The following is a 20926-nucleotide window of genomic DNA, read 5'->3' as shown; positions in this document are numbered from 1 at the left end:
CCATATTTGTAATTGTGTTTAAATACACAATTAGTATTTCATATAAATTTATTAGTTTTTGTCGGCTAAGTAATTATGATTACTAATGAGGCTGCTTTTTAAAAAAGCAGCCTTTTTTTATTTTAATAATACACATTAAAATTAATCATTAGGAAACATTCAGTTAACATTAGAGTTGGTTATTTGCAGCGACAAAAACTAATACTTATAATGAAATCTAAACTTACAACCCTAGCACTACTATTGTGTATTGTATCCTATGTAAACGCTCAAGAAATTAGTGATACCTCATTTGGTAAAGGATTAATAAACTTTACCGCAAAAGACAGCTCATTTAGCATAAAATTTGCACCTCGTTTTCAGGTACGTTCTGTCTCATCGTGGGATCACGATGGTGATCAATATGGAAGTCCGGATCATAATTTCATAGTTAGACGTGCACGTCTAAAGTTTGACGGATATGCATACAGCCCTAAACTTAGATATAAAATAGAGTTAGGTTTATCTAACAGAGATATTTCAGGAGCAAATCAGTTCAATAGAAATACGCCACGCTACATACTAGATGCTGTTATTATGTGGAATTTTGCAGCTAATTGGGAACTATGGGCAGGACAGACAAAACTTCCTGGTAACGTTGAGCGTGTTGTATCTTCGGGTAACTTGCAATTAATTGATCGATCATTACTTAACAGTCGTTTTAACATTGACCGTGACTTAGGAATTCAAATACGACATAAAAGTAACTTAGGTGGTGATTTTTTAATGCGCGAAAAACTCTCAATCTCTCAAGGTGAAGGACGTAACGTTACCGAAGGCAATGAAGGTGGTTTACAATACACAGCACGTGTTGAATTTTTACCTTTTGGGAAATTTAAATCTAAAGGAGATTATAGTCAAGCAGACCTTAAACGTGAAGACAAGCCAAAATTAATGGTTGGTTTCACTTATAACCTTAACCAAAATGCTGTAAGAGAACGAGGTTTTGCTGGAGATTACATGTTTAAATCTGATGGTTCTTTATACGAAACAGATCAAACTACTATTTTTGCAGATGCAATGTTTAAATACAAAGGCATCTCATTTATGGGAGAATATGCAAAAAGAACTGCAGATGATCCGGTAGCAGTTGATATTGACGGAACGACACCTACTGGTGATATCGTATTAACTGGGAACGCTTTAAACCTTCAAGCGGGTTACTTATTTAAAAGCAATTACGAAGTTGTTGGTCGTTTTACTACTGTTGACTTTGAATCTGTGACTGGAACACTACCTAGAGAACAGTATACGCTAGGAGCATCTAAATATGTTTTAGGTCACAAATTAAAGGTGCAATCTGATGTTAGCTATACGACTCTAGATGGGAATGATGACAATATTACATTTAGAATAGGTTTCGACCTTCACTTTTAAACAATAAAAACATAACAATAAGGTAACATTCTAAAGAGATACTCTAAAGATATTTGCACACCTTTTTAAACTATAAAGATTATGGATAATATTTATTTATTTATGTTAATTGCAATTACGGTATTAGCTGTTGCTGATATTATAGTTGGAGTTAGTAATGATGCGATTAATTTCTTAAACTCTGCTATTGGTTCTAAAGCAATTTCAATGAGAACTATTATGATTGTAGCTAGTTTAGGTATATTCATTGGAGCCGTATATTCTAGTGGACTAATGGAAGTAGCTCGTAAAGGGATTTTTGTTCCAGGTATGTTTAGTTTTCATGAGATCATGCTCATATTCATGACGGTAATGATAACCGACATTCTTTTATTAGATTTCTTTAATACACTTGGTTTACCAACATCAACAACCGTTTCTATTGTATTTAATTTATTAGGTGCAGCCGTTGTAATGGCTTTGATTAAAATTGGCAATTCAGATACGCAAACTTTTGCTGATCTTGGTAGTTACATCAATACTAAAAAAGCCATGGAAATTATAAGTGGTATTTTATTGTCTGTCGTCATAGCCTTTAGTGTTGGTGCGTTCGTACAATGGATATCTCGACTTATTTTCACATTCCAATACGAAAAGAAAATGAAGAGCTTTGGTGCTTTATTTGGTGGGTTAGCCTTAACAGCCATCCTTTATTTTATTTTCATGAAAGGATTAAAAGGAACACCTTACTATAAAGATCTAAAAGGATATGTTGAAGGAAATGAGATTTATATCATCGCTATCGGCTTTGCCTTATTTACTTTATTCTCATATGCTTTTCAGCAAATCACAAAAAAGAGTATTCTTCTAGTCGTTATTGCTGTAGGTACATTTGGATTAGCATTAGCCTTTTCTGGAAATGATTTAGTTAACTTTATTGGTGTACCGATGGCTGCTTATCACTCCTATGAAGCATGGACTTTAGATGGTGGTGCTGCCTCAGGATTTATGATGGATGTCTTAGACAAGAAAATGCCAGCCGAGCCTTTCTTATTATTTATTGCTGGTGGTATAATGGTGGTAACATTGTGGTTTTCTAAAAAAGCAAAAACGGTTGCCGAAACCGAAATTAGCTTATCACGTCAAGGTGAAACTCATGAAAAATTCGAACCAAACGCAATATCTAGAGCTGTAGTAAAAGGAACAACTTGGTTATCTAACGCTTTAGGTTCTATAGTACCAAAAGCAACTCAAGAACGTATAGCGCATAGTTTCCATAAGCCAGATGAAAATCTAACTAAGGCACAAAGTGTTGAGGCTCCTGCATTTGATATGATTAGAGCTTCTGTTAACCTTATGGTAGCTGGTGTGTTAATTGCTATTGCTACATCTATGAAATTACCACTATCTACAACCTATGTGACGTTTATGGTAGCTATGGGTACATCTTTAGCCGATCGTGCTTGGGGAGCAGAAAGTGCTGTTTACAGAGTAGCGGGTGTTTTAAATGTTATTGGAGGATGGTTTGGTACTGCTTTTGGAGCCTTTACAGCTGCAGGTATTATCGTATTCCTAATTAACTGGAACCCAAGTGTAATGACGCCTATTTTATTATTGATTACTGCGTTTTTATTGTACAGAAATTACAAGTCTCATCAAAAGAAATCTAATAAAACTTTAGATGAAGATTCACTTACTGAAACAGGAAGTCGTTCTGTTCAAGGTGTTATTCATGAGAGTGCTTCTAATATTTCTAATGTTATAAAACGTGGAAATAGAATTTACACCAATGCTGTAAAAGGTTTAGCTAAACAAGATTTAGCATTACTAAAAAAGAATCAGAAACAAATTGATAAGCTTTCTACTGAAGTTGACAGTTTACGTGATAATATTTTCTATTTCATTAAAAACTTAGAAGAAACAAGTTTAAGAGCTAGTAGTTTTTATATCAATATTCTTGGGTACTTACAAGATATGACGCAGTCGTTAGAATACATTTCTAAAGTTAGTCATAAGCATATTAACAACAATCATAAGAAACTTAAGTTTAGTCAGATTAGAGAGCTTAAAGAGGTCGATGATACGTTAGAAGTACTGTTTAATGAAACGAAAGAAGCTTTTGATTCGCGTTCATTTGAAAAGATTGGATCAATTATAAATCGTAAGAAAGAGTTATTTGACTTAGTTACTGATAAAATTGTAAAACAAGTTGCAAGAACTAGAACAGAAGAATCTAGTCCTAAGAATACAACTTTATACTTTGGACTATTATTAGAAACTAAAGATTTACTTACGGCAACTATGAATCTTTTAGAAGAGTATTACAACTCACATGATAGCTCTATAGAACCAAAGACAATTTCTGTTGAGCCTCCTACTAATGATTCTGAAGAATAAGTTTATAATCATAGATAGTATTGAAAAACCGTTTCTTATTGAGACGGTTTTTTTGTTTACTCACCAATTCTTCCTATTTCTTCTAAGCCATCAATAGTCTCCTTTTTAGCTTCAAACTTATCTACACTAACCACATATGTTTTTGAAATAGAATCATGCCATCCTTTTCCATTTTCACCTAAAAATGATAGGGCTTCAAATGGAATAATTCGACATAATGAACGTATCAAAATCTCATTAATCGTTGGCTTAGAACCATCATAAAGCACAACTTTAGTTTTGGTGATGTACTTAGCTAAAGAACGCCCTGTTAATGTTTCAAACGTTGTATAATAAACTAGAACTATTAAAAACCCAATAACATATTCAAATATCAAACCAGTATCTTCATCTAACAGCATATCCAAAAACGTATAATTTCCTGTTAATTCTGAAAATAGACCTATTAAAATCCCTACGCCAAAGCTCAATGCGTATTTGACAATAAAATCTATAATATAATTTGCAAATCGTATTTCCTTGTTAGCTAGAACATCTTTGGTCACAGCATATTTGGTATGGTTCATAGTTGAAATTTGGTTAATGTCTTTCAAATATAGTATTCTATAATTAAAAACAAATAGCTTAATTTAGTATCTCAAAATTTCAGGTTATGAACTATCTTTCTTTACTAATCATCACTTTATTGAGTTTTCAATCTGCAATTGCGCAAGAACTTTCTGGAAAAGAACTCCTAGAAAACGCAATTAAATACCATGATCCAAACCTAAATTGGGACACTTTTAATGGCGAGCTCCATATTACTATGGAAACGCCTAATAATTCAAATCGTGATAGTAAAATTGTAATCAACCTACCTAAAGCGTATTTCTACGTCAGTGCAACTCGTGATACCACAACGACAGAATATACAGTTGACAAGAACGGATGTTCTATCAAATTGAATGGAAAAAGCGATCTTTCCGAAGCACAAAAAAAAGAAAACAACCTCTCTTGTGATAGAGCGAACCTTTATAAAAATTATTATACCTATCTCTATGGTTTACCAATGAAATTAAAAGATAAAGGAACCATTATTCATGACAAAGTGGAGCGTAAAACGTTCAAAGGAAAAGACTATCTTGTTTTAAAAGCGTCTTATGACAAAAGTGTAGGGAGCGACGTTTGGTATTTTTATTTCAACCCAAAAACGTATGCGATGGAAATTTACCAGTTTTTTAAAACTGATGATAACGGAGAACTAAAACCAGATAGCGGCGAATATATTTTACTAACTGACACAACCGTTATTAATGGGATTAAAATGCCAAAAAACAGAGCTTGGTATTATAATAAAGATGACAAGTATTTGGGAACCGATAAATTAAAATCTAACTAGGTAGTAGTCCAACAAGAACATAACCCAAGACGGCTCCAATGATGATAACCCATATCGGGCTGATTTTTTTTGTTTTAAACGTTAAAGCCACTGCAATCAAAGCAATGACAATAGCTTTCCAATCTATTAAGGTTTCCTTGGTCATAATGACCAAAACCGCTAACATTACAGCTACGGCAGCAACATTAACAGCATTTAAAAAGTATCTTAATATTTTGGACTTTTGCATTTTAGGAATGAAAGGATTCAATATCAAAACGAACAAAAAGGAAGGCAGAAAAATACCTGCCGTTGCTGCCAATGCTCCATAAAATCCCGATAATTGGTATCCAATAAACGTTGATGTTGATAATATTGGTCCAGGTGTGAACTGGCCAACTGCAATAGCATCGATTAATTCTGCTCTGGTTAGCCATCCTCTGGTGACTAATTCGGCATCTAGATATGCAAAAAGCACATAGCCACTTCCATAGAGAATGGCTCCTACTTTTAAAAACACCCAAAACACATTAAGTGTAGATACTTTTAATACCGAAGTTCCCAATCCAGATAATAGAAATAAAGGCGATATACTATTAGTGCTTTTAATGGCCTTATCCTTTAGCGAGAAGTACAACATGCCTAAAATACCAGCCGATAATAAAGCTATAATTTCATTAACGCCTAATAAACTTGCTCCCAACACCAAAGCTCCTAAAACAGCAAGTTCAAGACCTTTAACAGCTTTCTTTCCCAGTTTTATTACTGCGGAAGCGATGATTGCTAAAACTGCAGGTTTAATACCAAAAATAAACGGTTCAACTTCTGGCAGTGTTCCATAAGACACGTACAAATAAGCCAGAATTGCAGTAATTACGGTTGCCGGAAATATAAATGAAATCCCAGCCACAAAAAGTCCTATCTTTCCAGCTCTTTCATAGCCACAATGCATGGTCATTTCGGTAGAATTGGGTCCAGGAATTAAATTGGTCGTTCCAATTAAATCTAAAAAATAATCTCTGGTCATCCATTGTCGTTTGGTCACTATTTCATCTTCCATCATGGCTATATGTGCCGCTGGACCTCCAAAGGCAAAACAGCCTAGTTTAAAAAACACACTAGCAACCTCTTTGAGCTTATTTCCTTTATTTTTTTCCATGTAATAAGAGATATGTTCAACTATAAAAAAAGCACCTCTTTCGAGATGCTTTTTAGTTAACACTTAATTACTAAGAACCACACATTAAGCAGTCATCGCCTTCGCCTTCTTTAGCTTGAGCAATTAGCGCTTTCATTTCTTCTGCACTCATAGGTTCTACCTCTACTTTCTCTGCTGTTTGCTTCGCAAATTTAGCAGCAGTTTCAGCAGCTTTTTGTTGCTTTTGGGCAACATTATCAACGGCTACTACTTGTTGCGGTTGAGCAACAGGTTGCGCTTTTTCTGTTCTGGCAATGGTCACTTTCTTAGCATCTACTGCACTCTTCGTACGTAGGTAGTACATTCCTGTTTTTAATCCGCTCTTCCAAGCATAGAAATGCATCGATGTTAGTTTTGCCATTGTAGCACCTTCCATAAACAAGTTAAGTGATTGAGACTGATCGATAAAGTAACCTCTATGACGAGACATATCTATGATATCTTTCATACTCAATTCCCAAACTGTTTTGTAAAGCTCTTTTATATCTTGAGGAATATTATCTACACCTTGTATAGATCCATTCGCTCTCATGATTTCATTTTTCAATCCTTCATCCCAAAGCCCTAGTTCTACTAGATCTTCTAATAAATGTTTATTCACTACGATAAACTCTCCAGACAATACACGACGCGTATAGATATTAGATGTGTATGGTTCAAAACACTCATTATTACCAAGAATTTGTGATGTAGATGCTGTTGGCATTGGTGCCACTAATAAAGAGTTACGAACACCATTTTTAAGGACTTGCTTACGCAATTTCGCCCAATCCCAAAGTCCGCTTAATTCTTCATCTTTAATTCCCCAAAGGTTATATTGGAATTCTCCTTTACTAATTGGAGACCCTTCGTAACTTTCATAAGGACCATCGGCTTTTGCTTCTTCCATACTTGCTGTAACTGCAGCAAAGTATAGTGTTTCGAAAATATCTTGGTTTAATTTTTTAGCTTCATCACTTGTAAAAGGTAATCTCAATTTAATGAATGTGTCTGCCAATCCTTGAACGCCTAAACCAACTGGTCTATGACGGAAGTTAGAATTTTCAGCTTCTTTTACAGGATAGTAATTTCTATCTATAACTCTATTCAAGTTTTTAGTCACACGTTTTGTGATTCTAAATAGCTCTTTATGATCAAACGCTCCGTTTTTCACAAACATAGGTAAAGCAATCGATGCTAAATTACATACAGCAACTTCATCCTTTGACGTATACTCCATGATCTCTGTACATAAGTTTGATGAACGAATCGTACCTAAGTTTTTCTGGTTAGACTTACGGTTTGCTGCATCTTTGTACAACATGTAAGGTGTACCTGTTTCAATTTGAGATTCTAATATTTTCTCCCAAAGTTCACGTGCTTTTATTGATTTACGTCCTTTACCTTCAGTTTCATATTTTGTATAGAGCGCTTCAAACTCTTCACTATGAACATCACATAATCCTGGACATTCGTTAGGGCACATTAGTGTCCATTCACCATCTTCTTGAACACGTTTCATAAATAGGTCTGGCATCCACATCGCATAGAATAAATCACGTGCACGTAATTCTTCGGCACCATGATTTTTCTTTAAGTCTAAGAAACTCATGATATCGGCATGCCATGGTTCGATGTACATTGCGAAACTTCCTTTACGCTTTCCTCCTCCTTGATCAACATAACGTGCTGTATCATTAAATACTTTTAGCATTGGCACAATACCATTACTTGTTCCGTTGGTTCCAGCAATGTAACTTCCAGTTGCGCGAATATTGTGAATAGACAATCCTATTCCTCCAGCAGACTGTGAAATTTTAGCTGTCTGTTTTAGTGTATCATAAATACCATCAATACTATCATCTTTCATTGTTAATAAGAAACAAGATGACATTTGCGGTTTTGGTGTTCCAGAGTTAAATAATGTAGGTGTAGCGTGTGTAAAGTATTTTTTAGACATTAACTCATAGGTTTCAATTGCAGCATCTAGATCATCCAAATGAATTCCAATAGACACACGCATTAACATGTGTTGTGGACGTTCAGCAATTTTACCATTTAATTTTAAAAGGTAAGAACGTTCTAGTGTTTTAAACCCAAAGTAATCGTAACCAAAATCACGGTTATAGATAATAGAAGAGTCTAATTTATCTTTGTTATCCATGATAACTTTATACACCTCATCACTTAATAAAGGTGCTTTTTTACCAGTTCGTGGGTTGACATACGTGTATAAATCTGTCATCACCTCACTAAAGGTCTTTTTTGTGTTTTTATGTAAGTTAGACACAGAAATACGTGCAGCTAATCGTGCATAATCTGGGTGAGCTGTTGTCATTGTTGCGGCCTGTTCTGCTGCTAAATTATCCAGTTCACTTGTGGTTACACCGTCATATAATCCATCAATGACACGCATGGCCACTTTAATAGGATCAACAAGTTCGTTAAGTCCGTAACATAATTTACGAACTCTTGCCGTAATTTTGTCGAACATGATTGGCTCTTTTCTTCCGTCTCTTTTTACTACATACATACTTTACACGTTTTTTTAGTTCTTTTCTGAAGCTACGATTCAGAAAAAGGGTTAGTTGGAACTACAAATCGACAGGGAGTTGATTTATAGTATGTTAATTAATTAGGTTTTTATATTGAAATTTAAAACTGGCAGTAACCATGTGTTCTGAAGTTGATTAGCTTCGGAAATGATATGCCAATTAAAACAATTCTGTCTTTGATTAACTTTTAGTTCTAGAAATCGAAATTATCTGAACCAAAGTCATATTTATTCTCTTCTTCTTCCTTATTCAAAACACCAGCTTTTTGATATTCAGACACACGTTTTTCGAAGAAGTTAGTTTTTCCTTGTAACGAAATCATATCCATGAAATCGAAAGGGTTTGCTGTATTGTACACTTTTTCACAACCTAGATCGGCAAGTAATCCATCGGTTACAAACTCTAGGTATTGCGACATAAGTTTAGCGTTCATTCCTATTAAACTTACTGGAAGAGATTCTGTGATAAACTCTCTCTCAATATTTAAGGCGTCAACAATGATTTCTTTGATACGCTCTTTAGGCACTTTATTTACGAGGTGGTGTTCGTGTAAGTGAACTGCAAAGTCACAGTGCATACCTTCATCACGAGAAATCAGTTCATTAGAAAACGTTAAACCTGGCATTAAACCACGCTTTTTCAACCAAAAAATTGAGCAAAACGATCCAGAAAAGAAAATACCTTCTACAGCAGCAAAAGCGATTAATCGTTCTGCAAAACTTGGAGATTCAATCCACTTTAATGCCCAATCTGCTTTCTTTTTGATCGCAGGAAATGTTTCAATAGCATTAAAAAGCATTGCTTTTTCTTTTTCGTCTTTTACATAGGTATCAATTAACAATGAATAGGTTTCACTGTGAATGTTTTCCATCATAATTTGAAAGCCATAGAAAAATTTGGCTTCACTATATTGAACTTCATTCACGAAATTTTCAGCTAAATTTTCGTTAACTATACCATCACTTGCAGCAAAAAATGCTAAAACATGCTTAATAAAGTAACGCTCATCGTCTGTTAATTTATCTGTCCAATCTGTAATGTCTTGGTGTAAATCGATTTCTTCAGCAGTCCACATACTTGCTTCAGATTTTTTATACCATTCCCACAAATCATGGTGCTGAATTGGAAAAATCACGAATCGATCTTTATTTTCTTGTAAAATTGGTTCTACAACTTGAGACATACTAATTGGTTTTTTAAATTAAAAAAAAGCTGAAAATTTTAGTGTGATTTGGGACTAACAAAGATTCAAAAATGTATGAGATATTCTAGGGTTTTTTCAGAAACCTTTTCAACAAGTTTTTAACAATTAGAGAATTAGCAAAAAAATCAAAGAATTGTTAAAAATATTTTTAATTACTTGATAGTCAATCATTTATAAAAATTTTGTTGAACTAAAAAACGTAAGTATTATCCTATTAAATTGTCAGTCGCAAGTGATGTTTACTGCAAATTTCTATTCTGCAAAACCGAATAAAAAGTGAACAAAAAAAGAGAGCAACGAACTGCTCTCTTTTATCCCTAATAATTAACTAAACTAACTAAAACTATTTACTAATATGAAGTCGTGTTAATTGAAATTAAGATTAAAAAAAGTCAGGTGTGAGCCTGACTTTTTAATGATTAATAGCATTTAATCAAAAAGTGAATCCCCACGATCACTCTATATTTTTCGATTAAGTTGATTGACCATCTTAATTTCATTTCAAATATGATAAATATTTTTAGACTCAAAGTTCCCATATGTATGGTTGGTTACAAAAAGTGTATAATTGGTAACGCATGTGGCAAACACAATCTTTAAAACACATTACACAGGAAATAGTGCTAACTATACATAATACGAACATAGTATTGGATTATAGTTTATCTTTGATACTATGATTAAAGCAGTTATCGTCGACGACGAACCAAAAGCAATTCAAGGATTGTCATGGGAACTCACAAATTTTAGCGACGACATAGAGATTATAGAAACGTTTTCTAACCCTGATGAAGCGATACGATATTTAAATAACAATACTCCCGATTGTTTGTTTTTAGATATCCAGATGCCAACGATGGATGGTTTTCAATTTCTTGAAAAGCTATCCAACAAGGATTTTGCAGTCGTTATTACAACGGCTTACGATGAGTATGCTATTAAAGCCTTGAAACATGAAGCCATTGACTATTTATTAAAACCTATAGATTCTGACGACTTACAGGATACCATTCAAAAAATAAAGAAATTTAACTCTAGATTAGTGAACTCCTCAAAAATTGAAGAGGTTTTAGTGAGTTTTAATGAACGGTTTGACAAGAAGAAAATCACTATCAATACTGACGGAAAGTTAATATTTTTAGACATAGACGACATTTTATTTGTAGAGTCTGATGGAAATTACAGCACCATCGTCACAACAAAAAAGCAAAATATTGTCATTACAAAAAAGTTAAAAGAAGTGAATGCTATTTTACCAGAGCATTACTTCTTCAGAATTCATAACTCTTTTATTATTAACTTGAATAAAATAAAAGAGTTCATCAAAAACGAAGGTTATGTTGTTATGGAGTCTAACCATAAAATCCCCGTTGCAAGGCAGCGTAAATCAGACTTTTTAGAAAAGCTATAATTTATAATCCCTAAATGAAATCCCTAAAATTAAATAAGAAACATAGACTATTCCATTTACTGTTCCCTATGGTGCTATGCTTTTATTTTAATTCTAGTGCATCTTTTGGCCAAGACCAACAATCAAAATTCGATCAGGACATTATCAACTTATTGGCTTCAAAAACCAAGCGTTACACTAGCATTGATTCTATATTCAAGAGGTATTCCAATGATAGTATAAAAACAAAAATTCTTATTGAAAAAGCCAATAGCATTAATTATCCAGAAGCAGAGAGTTACGCCTTAAATGCTTTAGGTGTTATTTATAGAAATGTCTCGTATTATGAACAATCCATCGAAGCGCATAAAAAAGCAAAAGCGTTAGCGGATGTTGCTGAAAATACAGAATTAAAAGTTATAAGCCTTAATAATATAGGTGTGGCTTATCGAAGAATGGATTTGGTAAAACCTGCTTTAGACTTTCATACCAAAGCCTTAGATATTTCAAGATCAATAGAAAACCCATCTCCAACACTATCTTATAATATTGCGGTATCACAAAATAGCATAGGTAATATCTATCTTATTCTAGAGCAGTATGATTTGGCTCTAAAGCAATTTGAGAAATCTCTAGAAATAGAAAAAAAGGCAGGCAATCGATTAGGACTAGCAATCAACTATCAAAATATTGGATATGCCTATGAAGCCGAAGGTGAGCTTGAAAATGCACTTCGTAATTATAAATTGTCTTTAGAATTCAATGAACAGATTAATTCTAATTTAGGACGCGTTATCTGTTATAATAGCATTGGACAAGTCTATATAAAACAACGTAAATATTTAGATGCTAAAGTGATTATTGAAAGAGCACTTGCTAAAGCAATAACGATTAATGATCAATTCTATATTGCAGCATCTTATATTAATTTGGGATGGGTTCAAAAAGAATTGGGTGATCTTTCTGCTTCGGAAGACAATCTCAAGAAAGGACTCCAAGTCGCAAAAACATACAATCTTAACCTCTCCATTGTTGAAGCAGATAAACATCTTTCAGATTTATATAATATGACGAAAGAGTACCAATTAGCTTTAGATCATTATAAGGAATCTGTTGAAGTTGAGAAAACCATAAATAACGATCGCAACTTACGTTATGTTAATGATGTCATCATTCAATATGAGAACGAAGCAAAAAACAAAGAGATAAAAGCGCTCGCAGATGAGAATTTAATTGTACGATCTAAGTTAGAACGCAATAAAAAGATTTTTTGGTATTCTATGCTCGCATTAGGGGTAATCGTTGGACTTTTAGTTTCACTTTACAGACACCGACAGTTACAGCAAGAAAAGCAAATCTTAACGCTTGAGCAAGACATGCTTCGTAGTCAGATGAATCCACATTTTATTTTTAACTCTCTTAATTCGATCAAGCTTTACATTATCAATAATGAAAAAGAGAATGCCGTCTATTATTTAAATAAATTCTCTAAGCTCATTAGAAAAATTCTCGTCGCCTCCTCAGAAAAAGAGATTTCCTTAGAAGATGAATTAGACACGATGCAGCTTTATATGAATATTGAAAATATTAGGTTTTCTAACGAGATAGATTTTCAGATTAAGATCGATGACAATATTAATACGGCCAATGTAAAAGTACCTTCACTTGTACTGCAACCGTTTTTAGAGAATGCGCTGTGGCATGGTCTATCATCAAAAGCAAATGATAAAAAGATAACTTTACATGTCTATCGCATCGAAGAAGATTATGTAAGTATCTCTATAACCGATAATGGTATTGGCAGAATAGAAGCCGAAAAAATTAACCGAGACAAGCTTCTCAAACGAAAATCTGTTGGTATCGCAATCACAAAAGCGCGTCTTGCTAATTTCTCTAAAGGCTATACTAACGACTACAGAATTGTGATAGAAGATTTATACGATTCAAATCAAAACCCTATAGGCACTAAAGTTATTGTAGATATTCCAACACGCTCAAGCGTTTTACGTACTGCTTAACGATAATTCTCTGCGACTTTCTCCAATTCTGAATACCAATCTTCTCCAAATTTTCTAATTAATGCTTCTTTCACAAATTTATAGATTGGAACTTGTAATTCTTTTCCTAAAGCACACGCATCATCACAAATTTCCCATTTATCATAGTTTACTGCAGAAAACTCAGAATATGCTTTAACACGAATAGGATACAAATGACAAGACACTGGTTTTTTCCATGAGATAACCCCTTGATTGTAAGCTTCTTCAATGCCACAAAGTGCTGTTTTTTTATCATCAAAAATAACATACGCACAATCGGCTCCATTTATTAATGGTGTTTCCAAATCACCAAAATCGGTTGTGATATATTCACCTTGCTTCTCAATGGCTTCAATACCTTCCTTACGTAAAAAAGGTTTCACTTTAGGGTAAATGTCTTTCAAAATTTTTGACTCTTCATCATCTAAAGGCGCACCAGCATCACCATCAATACAGCAAGCTCCTTTACAAGCAGATAAATTACACACAAAATCTTTTTCGATAATGTCTTCTGAAACTATTGTTTTTCCTAACTGAAACATGCTGTTATAATAAAAATATTGCAGACAAAAATAGTCAAACTTTACGATTATTTAATGTTATATATCTCTGTTAAAGAACTACTTTTGCGGAAAATATACGAATCATGGATATTCAATTAAGTTTCAAGGAAATCTTTACAGCATTTATGATCTTATTTGCTGTAATTGACATTATTGGAAATATTCCAATAATTATAGATTTAAGAAAAAAAGCTGGGCATATTGAAAGTGAAAAAGCATCAATTATTGCTGGTATCATTATGGTATTCTTTTTGTTTCTAGGAAAAACAATTCTTTCGTTTTTAGGTGTTGGTGTCAACTCTTTTGCCGTTGCTGGTGCTTTCATTTTATTTTTTATCGCTTTAGAAATGATTTTGGGTATTACCTTATATAAACAGGAAGAAGGCACCGAAATGACAGCCTCTGTCTTTCCGTTGGCATTCCCATTAATTGCTGGACCAGGAAGTTTAACAACATTGTTATCATTAAGAGCCGAATACAGAATTGAGAATATCATTATTGCCGTAATACTAAATGTTATCATTATCTTTATCGTACTAAAAACCTCTGCTAGAATTGAGCGTTTAATTGGACAAAACGGAATTAACATCATCCGTAAAATTTTTGGTGTTATTCTTTTAGCTATCGCAGTAAAATTATTTGCTCACAACATTAAAGCGCTTTTTGAACTAGCATAATTTATAGTTTTAACAGATGAAATATTTTACCATTTTAGCGACCATAATTGCTTTTGGTCTCATTATTTACAATGCAACAAGACTTGACTTTGATAATTTATTTGAAGGACAAAGTATTGTAGCTCTCATAACAATTCTTGCCTCACTTTGTGCTGTTGCACTCTTACAAATCTTACGATTATCTAAACGTGTAGATCAAAAATTAAAAGGACGCGACTAATGTTTGATGCTTTTATTATTGGTGGTGGAGCAGCAGGTATGTCTTGTGCTTTGGTTTTAGGTTCTGCCAAATCCAAGCCCTTTGCTGAACATAAACGTATTGGTATTGTCATGCATCAACGCACATCGCATCTTCAAAATGCCTTGTTTAATAATGTTTTAGGATTAACTCCTGGAACTTTAGGAGCCGATATTCTACAACATGGAAAAGCACAACTGCAAAACCTATATCCTCATGTTGAACAGATTGACAAAGAAAAAGTAAAATCGGTCGCAAAGTCTTCAGAAGGATTTATAATTGCTACCAATAAAAACACCTATACCTCCAAAATTGTTGTGATTTCAGTAGGTTATACCAATCTTATTACGATTAAAGGATTGGAAGACTATATCGAACCTCATCCAAGAGCCAATCTGGAAAAAAATCGTATTTGGTTAAAGAATGACAATCATTTGATTGATGACGGTTTGTATGTAGCCGGAACTTTGGCAGGTTGGAGAAGTCAGTTTGCTATAGCCTCAGGAAGTGGTGCTCAAGTAGCCACAGATATTTTAACGCTTTGGAATTATGGGAAACATACTAAAATACATGATAAAGTATAATGGGGAAGAAGAAAAAGAAGAAGAACAAAAAAACAGGTCAAAAAGAAACACTTATCCTAATCGCGCTAAGCGCGCTTATATCGTTAGCAGGTTTATATGCGTATTTTTCTGAAAACCTTGAAGAAACAGCAAAAGTAAGCGGTGTTTTTGTGAAATACGAAGAAAAAAAACGAAAAACCAATAAAACCAGAAAGACGTATTACGCTGTTTATTTAGATGATCAAAAGTACACCATTCCAAGAATTTATATTAGTGCTTTAAATAAAGAGAAATTCTTAGCTGAAGTTACCAGAGGAGATCATATTACCTTGGCAATAAACGATAGCAAATCCATATATCAAATCACAAAAGCAGATACTAATTATATCGACCCCAATAAGCTAAAAGAGGAAGTTGAATCTAATGATTTTGTTGGCTTAATTGTAGGTTGTTTCTTTTTAGTGTGTATGGGCTACCTCGTGTACGTTTACACAAAACTATAATCAACTAATTGATCTTAGTGATCTTCTAAGGCTTCATCTCTTTGACTTAGCAAGATCACCTCTTCGATCACATCATCATTTTCATTCAAGATTTTTTCGGCAACATTACTTCCAAATAACTGATCGGCCAATTCAGATTTTATAAGTCGTCGCATTTGATCATGATAAGCCACAAATGTAATATTGGTGCGTTCTTTCAGATTAACAAAATCCTGAAATTTAACTACGATATCATCACTAACTTCAAAGTTATTTATGAAATCATTAGCTTCAACACCTTCATAAATACTTCGGTCTTTGTCCAATTCGGTAAACACAAAATTACTAATGTACTCGCGACGCTTTAAATAGTTTAATGTTTCATTTTGAACGGTCGTATTAAGCGGTACGAAAATATCTGGAATAATTCCTCCGCCACCATAAACGATTTTGCCCTCTGGCGTCTTGAACTTTAGAGAATCTGCAATTTTAATGCTTTCGGCATCTTCAAATTCACCGCTACTTAGCCGTTTGTAATAGTCATTATAGTAATCACTGTTCTTTCCATTATCATACGGACGCTGAATTGAGCGTCCTGTTGGCGTATAATATCTTGATACTGTTAATCGTACAGCACTACCATCACCTAATGACATTTCTCGCTGCACCAGTCCTTTCCCATAGCTTCGACGACCTACAATAGTACCTTTATCATTATCTTGTAAAGCACCTGCCACAATCTCACTTGCAGAAGCCGAACTTTCGTTGATTAGAATATAAATGTCGCCTTCTTCAAAATCACCACGACGTGTTGCATAGCTGTACTCCTTTTTTCCTTTTTTGTTTTTAGTAAATAGAATAAGCTTATCATCTTCCAAAAATTCGTCAACAATTTGTTCTGCTATAGCCAAAAAACCTCCTGGATTATCTCTCAAATCTAAAGCCAGCTGTGTAGCCCCTTGATCCTGTAATTTATCAAGAGCCTTTTTAAATTCTTTATAGGTAGATTCGGCAAAACGGTTAATTTTTATATAGCCCAATTTATCCGTTAGCATATAAGCTGCATCGACACTTTTTATAGGTACTACATCTCGTTTTACTTTAAATTCGAGTAGCTTGTCTTCACCTTTTCTATAGACCGAAAGTTTCACTTTAGACCCTTTTTCGCCTTTTAACTTTTGAATGATATCGGCATTACTCCATTCTTTTCCAAAGATAGAATCACCATCAGCCATTAAAATTCGGTCACCAGCTTTAATGCCAGCTTTCTCACTTGGCCCTCCATCTACAGTTCTAATTACGGTAATGGTATCATTATAGGTATAAAAATTAACGCCTAAACCAACAAAATCACCTTTCATATTATTAGTGACACGTTCTAATTCGCTTTTTGGAATGTAGGTAGAATGCGGATCTAGGTTATCTAGAATACCATTCACAGTGACATCAACAATGCTGTCGGTATTGATATCATCAACATACTCGTAGTCGATATAATCTATGAGTCGGTTAAGTTTATCTTTTTTACTGTTTGATGTAAATAAGCGATCGGATGTATCGGTGAAATTTAATTTACCACCAATAAATACACCAGCTGCAATTGCAACTCCTACAACAAACGGTATGTATTTTTTATCGAATGTCATTTATACTTTGACGTCTTCTATTAATTTTAATTCTATTCCTGCTTTTTCTAAAAATGCTATTCCAGAGCAATCTTTATAGGCTTTATTATATACGACTCTTACAATTCCTGCTTGATGTATAAGTTTACTACATTCTTTGCAAGGAGACAACGTAATATATAGTGTAGCGCCTTTGCAAGACTGCGTAGAGGATGCTACTTTTAAAATGGCATTAGCTTCGGCATGCAATACATACCATTTTGTATAACCCTCATCATCTTCGCAATAATTCTCAAAACCTGTAGGTGTCCCATTATATCCATCAGATATTATCATTCTATCTTTAACAATTAATGCACCTACTTGCTTGCGCTTACAATGTGATAATTTTCCCCATTCTTTGGCAATTCTAAGATAAGCTTTATCGTAACGTAATTGTTTCTCTTTCGGCATTTATTTTGAACACTTTTATTAATTATAGATTTCTTTAAAATAGTCCTCCACATAATTTTCATCGAACTCTTTTAATTGTCCAACATAAATATAGGATGAATTTTTTGCAACTAAAAGCTTAGCTCTTTCGTTTGTTTTTAAAACTGCATCTATAAAAAGTGTATCAGACCTTGACTTTACAAGATACGCCATATAACTAGTGCTTGGTTTTACGTTAACACCTACAAAAGCATTTGCTTTATTATTTTTTATAGCAATGTTTATAGACAAATCATCAAAATTAGTATTGTACCGTTTTAATAATCTACTAAAGATATTTAATACAACTACACTATCATTTAACCTAGATGCCAACATTTTGGCTCTATAACTTGACATTCCAGACAAATCACATCCTATTGATGACAATAAGTTATACCTTTCAAAGTTTATATTTTTTAACTTTCTTAAAAGCTTGTACTTTTCAGATCGTCTTGTTAATGGTTGTAAATCTAACTCCTCATTTAACATGCTGAACTCTTTCAAATTGAGTGTCGATATATTTTCTTTGAAGAATTTTAATTTTACATTAATAGCATCAACAGTTTCTGATTTCAGAATAAAACTTTCAAATTCAGAAACAAGAACATTAATGTTCTTAGCTTCTTCATACATTAACTCAAACTCTTCTGGTCTTTCTTCTGCCAAACTTTCCAGAGATGACACTTCATATTCCTTTCTGTTTTTATTGTGTCTAACATCTTCATCTACATACTCTTCAAGCACCATTTTGTATTCATTTTCCTGAAAACAGGACACTAAAAAAAGAGGCAATAATAAGAATAATCTCCTCAGACTATTGAACTTGTACAATAAAAAAAATTTCATTTATGTTTAACGAATATAAAAGGATAGAATTGCATAAACTGTTTACTTTTCGTTAAAGTTTTATCAAAACCGTTATCAACAATACTTTTTAGGACAACATTTCACTTGAAATAATCATTGGTAAGACAAATCCAACCACTATTGCCGAAATAACCATCACCCAATCTCGTTTTGAAAATCTAAAGATTGTTTGGCATAAAAAACTCAAAAAGACTACAATAAATGCAACGATAAGTTGACCAACTTCAATCCCTAAACCTATTTCTAAGAGGGCGAGTAATTTGCTTTCAGAACTTGAAATAAGACGTTCAAAAGTTCCAACAAATCCTAAACCGTGAATTAACCCCAGAAACAACGTTGCAAAAAACAGCAACCCTATGGTCTTACCATGGGATTTCTTTCCTGAAGTAAAAACATTGAAAAGGGCTACAATTAAAATTGTAATAGGGATTAAAAACTCAACTAACTTCACGTTGACTGTTATAATATCGTAGGTCGTTAAGGCCAAGGACACACAATGTCCAAGTGTAAACATGGTAATTAATAATAATACACGCTTCCAATCTTTAAATAGATATGGAACTGCGAGCACGATTAAAAATAAAATGTGGTCGTAGGCTGTTAAATGGAGTACGTGAAAAACACCATCTTGAAAATTTGACACAAAATTGTCAATCATAATGTATTTTTATTTGGGTTGAACCAAATTTACGGTTTATAATTGATATTGAAAAAGGCTTTAACGATATGGTTAAAGCCTTTTGTACTCAAGGTGGGAATCGAACCCACACGACCGAAGTCACTGGATTTTGAATCCAGCGCGTCTACCAATTCCGCCACTTGAGCAATTTTGGACTGCAAAACTATAAAATATTTTATTACAATCAATTAAAAATAGTAGGTTTTATGCTTTTTCAGTCCAAATAAATTCCTAAATTTGCACCTCGTTAAAATAAAGCGTAGTAAGTATTACAAATAATTCATTACCAATGCCAAACGTAACAACAGAAGCAAAAATTTTTGCATGTGGACAAAGTAGAGAACTCGCAGAGAAGATCGCGGTGACTTTTGGTGTGCCTTTGGGTAATGTAATTACATCAACGTATAGTGATGGTGAATTTCAACCATCATACGAAGAATCTATCAGAGGAACACGAATTTTTATTATTGGCTCTACGCATCCTGGTCCAGAAAATTTAATGGAAATGCTATTAATGATCGATGCTGCAAAACGTGCATCGGCCAGACATATTACAGCTGTACTTCCTTATTTTGGATGGGCAAGACAAGATCGTAAAGACAAGCCTAGAGTTCCTATTGCTGCTAAACTAGTAGCTAAGATGCTAGAGGCTGCAGGTACAACACGTATCATTACTATGGACTTACATGCCGATCAAATTCAAGGATTCTTTGAAAAACCAGTTGACCACTTATTTGCTTCAACCATATTTTTACCTTACTTAAAATCATTGGCTTTAGACAATTTAACTATTGCTTCTCCTGATATGGGAGGATCTAAAAGAGCTTATGCGTATTCTAAGGCTTTAGAAAGCGATGTAGTTATTTGTTACAAACAACGTGCAAAAGCAAATGTGATTTCTCATATGGAACTCATTGGTGATGTTACAGGTAAAAATGTAGTCTTGGTAGATGATATGGTAGATACCGCTGGAACATTAACGAAAGCGGCAGATCTAATGATGGAAAAAGGAGCACTTAGTGTAAGAGCTATTTGTACACACCCTATTTTATCTGGTGATGCTTATAACAGAATTGAAAACTCTAAATTACAAGAATTGATTATCACAGATTCAATTCCTTTAAAACAAAAAAGTGACAAAATTAGAGTATTAAGCTGTGCTGATTTATTTGCTGAAGTGATGCAAAATGTACATTACAACAAATCGATTAGCTCTAAATTTTTAATGTAATTTAATATTAATA

The 20926-nt window shown here is 33.6% G+C and carries 19 protein-coding genes and 1 tRNA gene; 10 read left to right on the top strand and 10 right to left on the bottom strand.

Features of this window, described 5'->3' with window-relative positions; all coding sequences use genetic code 11:
• Window positions 1-210 precede the first annotated feature (210 nt).
• Window positions 211-1416, top strand: a complete 1206-nt coding sequence (locus KWG70_RS05045) for a porin (protein WP_230934889.1) — start codon at window positions 211-213, stop codon at window positions 1414-1416.
• An 81-nt stretch (window positions 1417-1497) separates the two neighbouring features.
• Complete coding sequence (locus tag KWG70_RS05040) at window positions 1498-3792, top strand: inorganic phosphate transporter (RefSeq protein ID WP_230934888.1); 2295 nt, start codon at window positions 1498-1500, stop codon at window positions 3790-3792.
• A gap of 56 nt (window positions 3793-3848) precedes the next feature.
• On the opposite strand, the gene KWG70_RS05035 is transcribed toward KWG70_RS05040, so the two are convergent.
• Entirely contained in the window at window positions 3849-4358 is a 510-nt protein-coding gene (locus KWG70_RS05035) for an RDD family protein (RefSeq protein ID WP_230934887.1), read from the bottom strand.
• Window positions 4359-4444: 86 nt separating this feature from the next.
• On the opposite strand from KWG70_RS05035, the gene KWG70_RS05030 reads away from it, so the two are divergent.
• Window positions 4445-5170 (top strand): DUF6503 family protein, encoded by a 726-nt coding sequence (locus KWG70_RS05030; RefSeq protein ID WP_230934886.1) that lies wholly within the window; start codon window positions 4445-4447, stop codon window positions 5168-5170.
• Here the strand turns inward: KWG70_RS05030 and chrA are convergent.
• The 3 genes from chrA to KWG70_RS05015 all read right to left on the bottom strand — a co-directional run bounded on the left by chrA (window position 5163) and on the right by KWG70_RS05015 (window position 10064).
• On the bottom strand, window positions 5163-6308 hold the full coding sequence (gene chrA / locus KWG70_RS05025; protein ID WP_230934885.1) for a chromate efflux transporter: 1146 nt from the start codon (window positions 6306-6308) through the stop codon (window positions 5163-5165). The two genes, KWG70_RS05030 and chrA, sit on opposite strands and share 8 nt — an antisense overlap.
• Before the next feature lie 70 nt (window positions 6309-6378).
• Window positions 6379-8859 (bottom strand): ribonucleoside-diphosphate reductase subunit alpha, encoded by a 2481-nt coding sequence (locus KWG70_RS05020; RefSeq protein ID WP_230934884.1) that lies wholly within the window; start codon window positions 8857-8859, stop codon window positions 6379-6381.
• 215 nt (window positions 8860-9074) lie between these two features.
• Window positions 9075-10064: a ribonucleotide-diphosphate reductase subunit beta gene (locus tag KWG70_RS05015; protein WP_230934883.1), complete on the bottom strand. Its 990-nt coding sequence runs from the start codon at window positions 10062-10064 to the stop codon at window positions 9075-9077.
• Between the two features lie 697 nt (window positions 10065-10761).
• On the opposite strand from KWG70_RS05015, the gene KWG70_RS05010 reads away from it, so the two are divergent.
• The gene (locus tag KWG70_RS05010) at window positions 10762-11496 is read left to right on the top strand and encodes a LytR/AlgR family response regulator transcription factor (RefSeq protein ID WP_230934882.1); all 735 of its coding nucleotides are present in this window, start codon (window positions 10762-10764) and stop codon (window positions 11494-11496) included.
• 14 nt (window positions 11497-11510) lie between these two features.
• A complete protein-coding gene (locus KWG70_RS05005) occupies window positions 11511-13493 on the top strand; it encodes a tetratricopeptide repeat-containing sensor histidine kinase (protein WP_230934881.1) in 1983 nt (660 codons plus the stop codon).
• On the opposite strand, the gene KWG70_RS05000 is transcribed toward KWG70_RS05005, so the two are convergent.
• Entirely contained in the window at window positions 13490-14056 is a 567-nt protein-coding gene (locus tag KWG70_RS05000; RefSeq protein ID WP_230934880.1) for a DUF3109 family protein, read from the bottom strand. The two genes, KWG70_RS05005 and KWG70_RS05000, sit on opposite strands and share 4 nt — an antisense overlap.
• A 110-nt stretch (window positions 14057-14166) precedes the next feature.
• Here KWG70_RS05000 and KWG70_RS04995 point away from each other — a divergent pair, with 110 nt between their 5' ends.
• From KWG70_RS04995 to KWG70_RS04980, 4 genes are read left to right on the top strand one after another with little or no spacing between them, the layout of a single operon-like run.
• On the top strand, window positions 14167-14754 hold the full coding sequence (locus KWG70_RS04995) for a MarC family protein (RefSeq protein ID WP_230935020.1): 588 nt from the start codon (window positions 14167-14169) through the stop codon (window positions 14752-14754).
• Between the two features lie 16 nt (window positions 14755-14770).
• The gene (locus KWG70_RS04990) at window positions 14771-14974 is read left to right on the top strand and encodes a hypothetical protein (protein WP_230934879.1); all 204 of its coding nucleotides are present in this window, start codon (window positions 14771-14773) and stop codon (window positions 14972-14974) included.
• The gene (locus KWG70_RS04985) at window positions 14974-15576 is read left to right on the top strand and encodes an FAD-dependent oxidoreductase (protein WP_230934878.1); all 603 of its coding nucleotides are present in this window, start codon (window positions 14974-14976) and stop codon (window positions 15574-15576) included. Before KWG70_RS04990 ends, KWG70_RS04985 begins: the two co-directional genes overlap by 1 nt.
• The gene (locus KWG70_RS04980) at window positions 15576-16058 is read left to right on the top strand and encodes a hypothetical protein (RefSeq protein WP_230934877.1); all 483 of its coding nucleotides are present in this window, start codon (window positions 15576-15578) and stop codon (window positions 16056-16058) included. The genes KWG70_RS04985 and KWG70_RS04980 overlap by 1 nt, the downstream gene beginning before the upstream one ends.
• A 14-nt stretch (window positions 16059-16072) precedes the next feature.
• On the opposite strand, the gene KWG70_RS04975 is transcribed toward KWG70_RS04980, so the two are convergent.
• From KWG70_RS04975 to KWG70_RS04955, 5 genes are all read right to left on the bottom strand, one after another.
• Window positions 16073-17683, bottom strand: a complete 1611-nt coding sequence (locus KWG70_RS04975; protein WP_230934876.1) for a S41 family peptidase — start codon at window positions 17681-17683, stop codon at window positions 16073-16075.
• Entirely contained in the window at window positions 17684-18115 is a 432-nt protein-coding gene (locus KWG70_RS04970) for a deoxycytidylate deaminase (RefSeq protein ID WP_230934875.1), read from the bottom strand. It abuts the gene before it with no gap.
• A gap of 18 nt (window positions 18116-18133) precedes the next feature.
• Entirely contained in the window at window positions 18134-18982 is an 849-nt protein-coding gene (locus tag KWG70_RS04965; protein ID WP_230934874.1) for a hypothetical protein, read from the bottom strand.
• A gap of 88 nt (window positions 18983-19070) precedes the next feature.
• Entirely contained in the window at window positions 19071-19661 is a 591-nt protein-coding gene (locus KWG70_RS04960) for a HupE/UreJ family protein (RefSeq protein ID WP_230934873.1), read from the bottom strand.
• Window positions 19662-19746: 85 nt separating this feature from the next.
• Window positions 19747-19828: transfer RNA gene (locus KWG70_RS04955), tRNA-Leu, on the bottom strand.
• A gap of 143 nt (window positions 19829-19971) precedes the next feature.
• Between KWG70_RS04955 and KWG70_RS04950 the strand changes: the two genes are divergently transcribed.
• Window positions 19972-20913 (top strand): ribose-phosphate pyrophosphokinase, encoded by a 942-nt coding sequence (locus KWG70_RS04950; RefSeq protein WP_230934872.1) that lies wholly within the window; start codon window positions 19972-19974, stop codon window positions 20911-20913.
• Window positions 20914-20926 lie beyond the last annotated feature (13 nt).

The sequence above is a fragment of the Psychroserpens luteolus genome, assembly GCF_021032705.1.
Taxonomy (GTDB): domain Bacteria; phylum Bacteroidota; class Bacteroidia; order Flavobacteriales; family Flavobacteriaceae; genus Psychroserpens; species Psychroserpens luteolus.
Note: the sequence above shows the minus strand (reverse complement) of the source record. Positions and strands in the feature narration are given on the sequence as shown.

What these genes read in the sequence shown, in the direction of transcription:
- KWG70_RS05045 (WP_230934889.1), top strand. Translation starts at nt 211, where the DNA reads ATGAAATCTAAACTTACAACCCTAGCACTACTATTGTGTATTGTATCC.
- KWG70_RS05020 (WP_230934884.1), bottom strand. Translation starts at nt 8,859, where the DNA reads ATGTATGTAGTAAAAAGAGACGGAAGAAAAGAGCCAATCATGTTCGAC.
- KWG70_RS04980 (WP_230934877.1), top strand. Translation starts at nt 15,576, where the DNA reads ATGGGGAAGAAGAAAAAGAAGAAGAACAAAAAAACAGGTCAAAAAGAA.
- KWG70_RS05015 (WP_230934883.1), bottom strand. Translation starts at nt 10,064, where the DNA reads ATGTCTCAAGTTGTAGAACCAATTTTACAAGAAAATAAAGATCGATTC.
- KWG70_RS05030 (WP_230934886.1), top strand. Translation starts at nt 4,445, where the DNA reads ATGAACTATCTTTCTTTACTAATCATCACTTTATTGAGTTTTCAATCT.
- KWG70_RS04950 (WP_230934872.1), top strand. Translation starts at nt 19,972, where the DNA reads ATGCCAAACGTAACAACAGAAGCAAAAATTTTTGCATGTGGACAAAGT.
- chrA (WP_230934885.1), bottom strand. Translation starts at nt 6,308, where the DNA reads ATGGAAAAAAATAAAGGAAATAAGCTCAAAGAGGTTGCTAGTGTGTTT.
- KWG70_RS04975 (WP_230934876.1), bottom strand. Translation starts at nt 17,683, where the DNA reads ATGACATTCGATAAAAAATACATACCGTTTGTTGTAGGAGTTGCAATT.
- KWG70_RS05035 (WP_230934887.1), bottom strand. Translation starts at nt 4,358, where the DNA reads ATGAACCATACCAAATATGCTGTGACCAAAGATGTTCTAGCTAACAAG.
- KWG70_RS04960 (WP_230934873.1), bottom strand. Translation starts at nt 19,661, where the DNA reads ATGATTGACAATTTTGTGTCAAATTTTCAAGATGGTGTTTTTCACGTA.
- KWG70_RS05010 (WP_230934882.1), top strand. Translation starts at nt 10,762, where the DNA reads ATGATTAAAGCAGTTATCGTCGACGACGAACCAAAAGCAATTCAAGGA.
- KWG70_RS05040 (WP_230934888.1), top strand. Translation starts at nt 1,498, where the DNA reads ATGGATAATATTTATTTATTTATGTTAATTGCAATTACGGTATTAGCT.
- KWG70_RS04990 (WP_230934879.1), top strand. Translation starts at nt 14,771, where the DNA reads ATGAAATATTTTACCATTTTAGCGACCATAATTGCTTTTGGTCTCATT.
- KWG70_RS05000 (WP_230934880.1), bottom strand. Translation starts at nt 14,056, where the DNA reads ATGTTTCAGTTAGGAAAAACAATAGTTTCAGAAGACATTATCGAAAAA.
- KWG70_RS04965 (WP_230934874.1), bottom strand. Translation starts at nt 18,982, where the DNA reads ATGAAATTTTTTTTATTGTACAAGTTCAATAGTCTGAGGAGATTATTC.
- KWG70_RS04985 (WP_230934878.1), top strand. Translation starts at nt 14,974, where the DNA reads ATGTTTGATGCTTTTATTATTGGTGGTGGAGCAGCAGGTATGTCTTGT.
- KWG70_RS05005 (WP_230934881.1), top strand. Translation starts at nt 11,511, where the DNA reads ATGAAATCCCTAAAATTAAATAAGAAACATAGACTATTCCATTTACTG.
- KWG70_RS04970 (WP_230934875.1), bottom strand. Translation starts at nt 18,115, where the DNA reads ATGCCGAAAGAGAAACAATTACGTTACGATAAAGCTTATCTTAGAATT.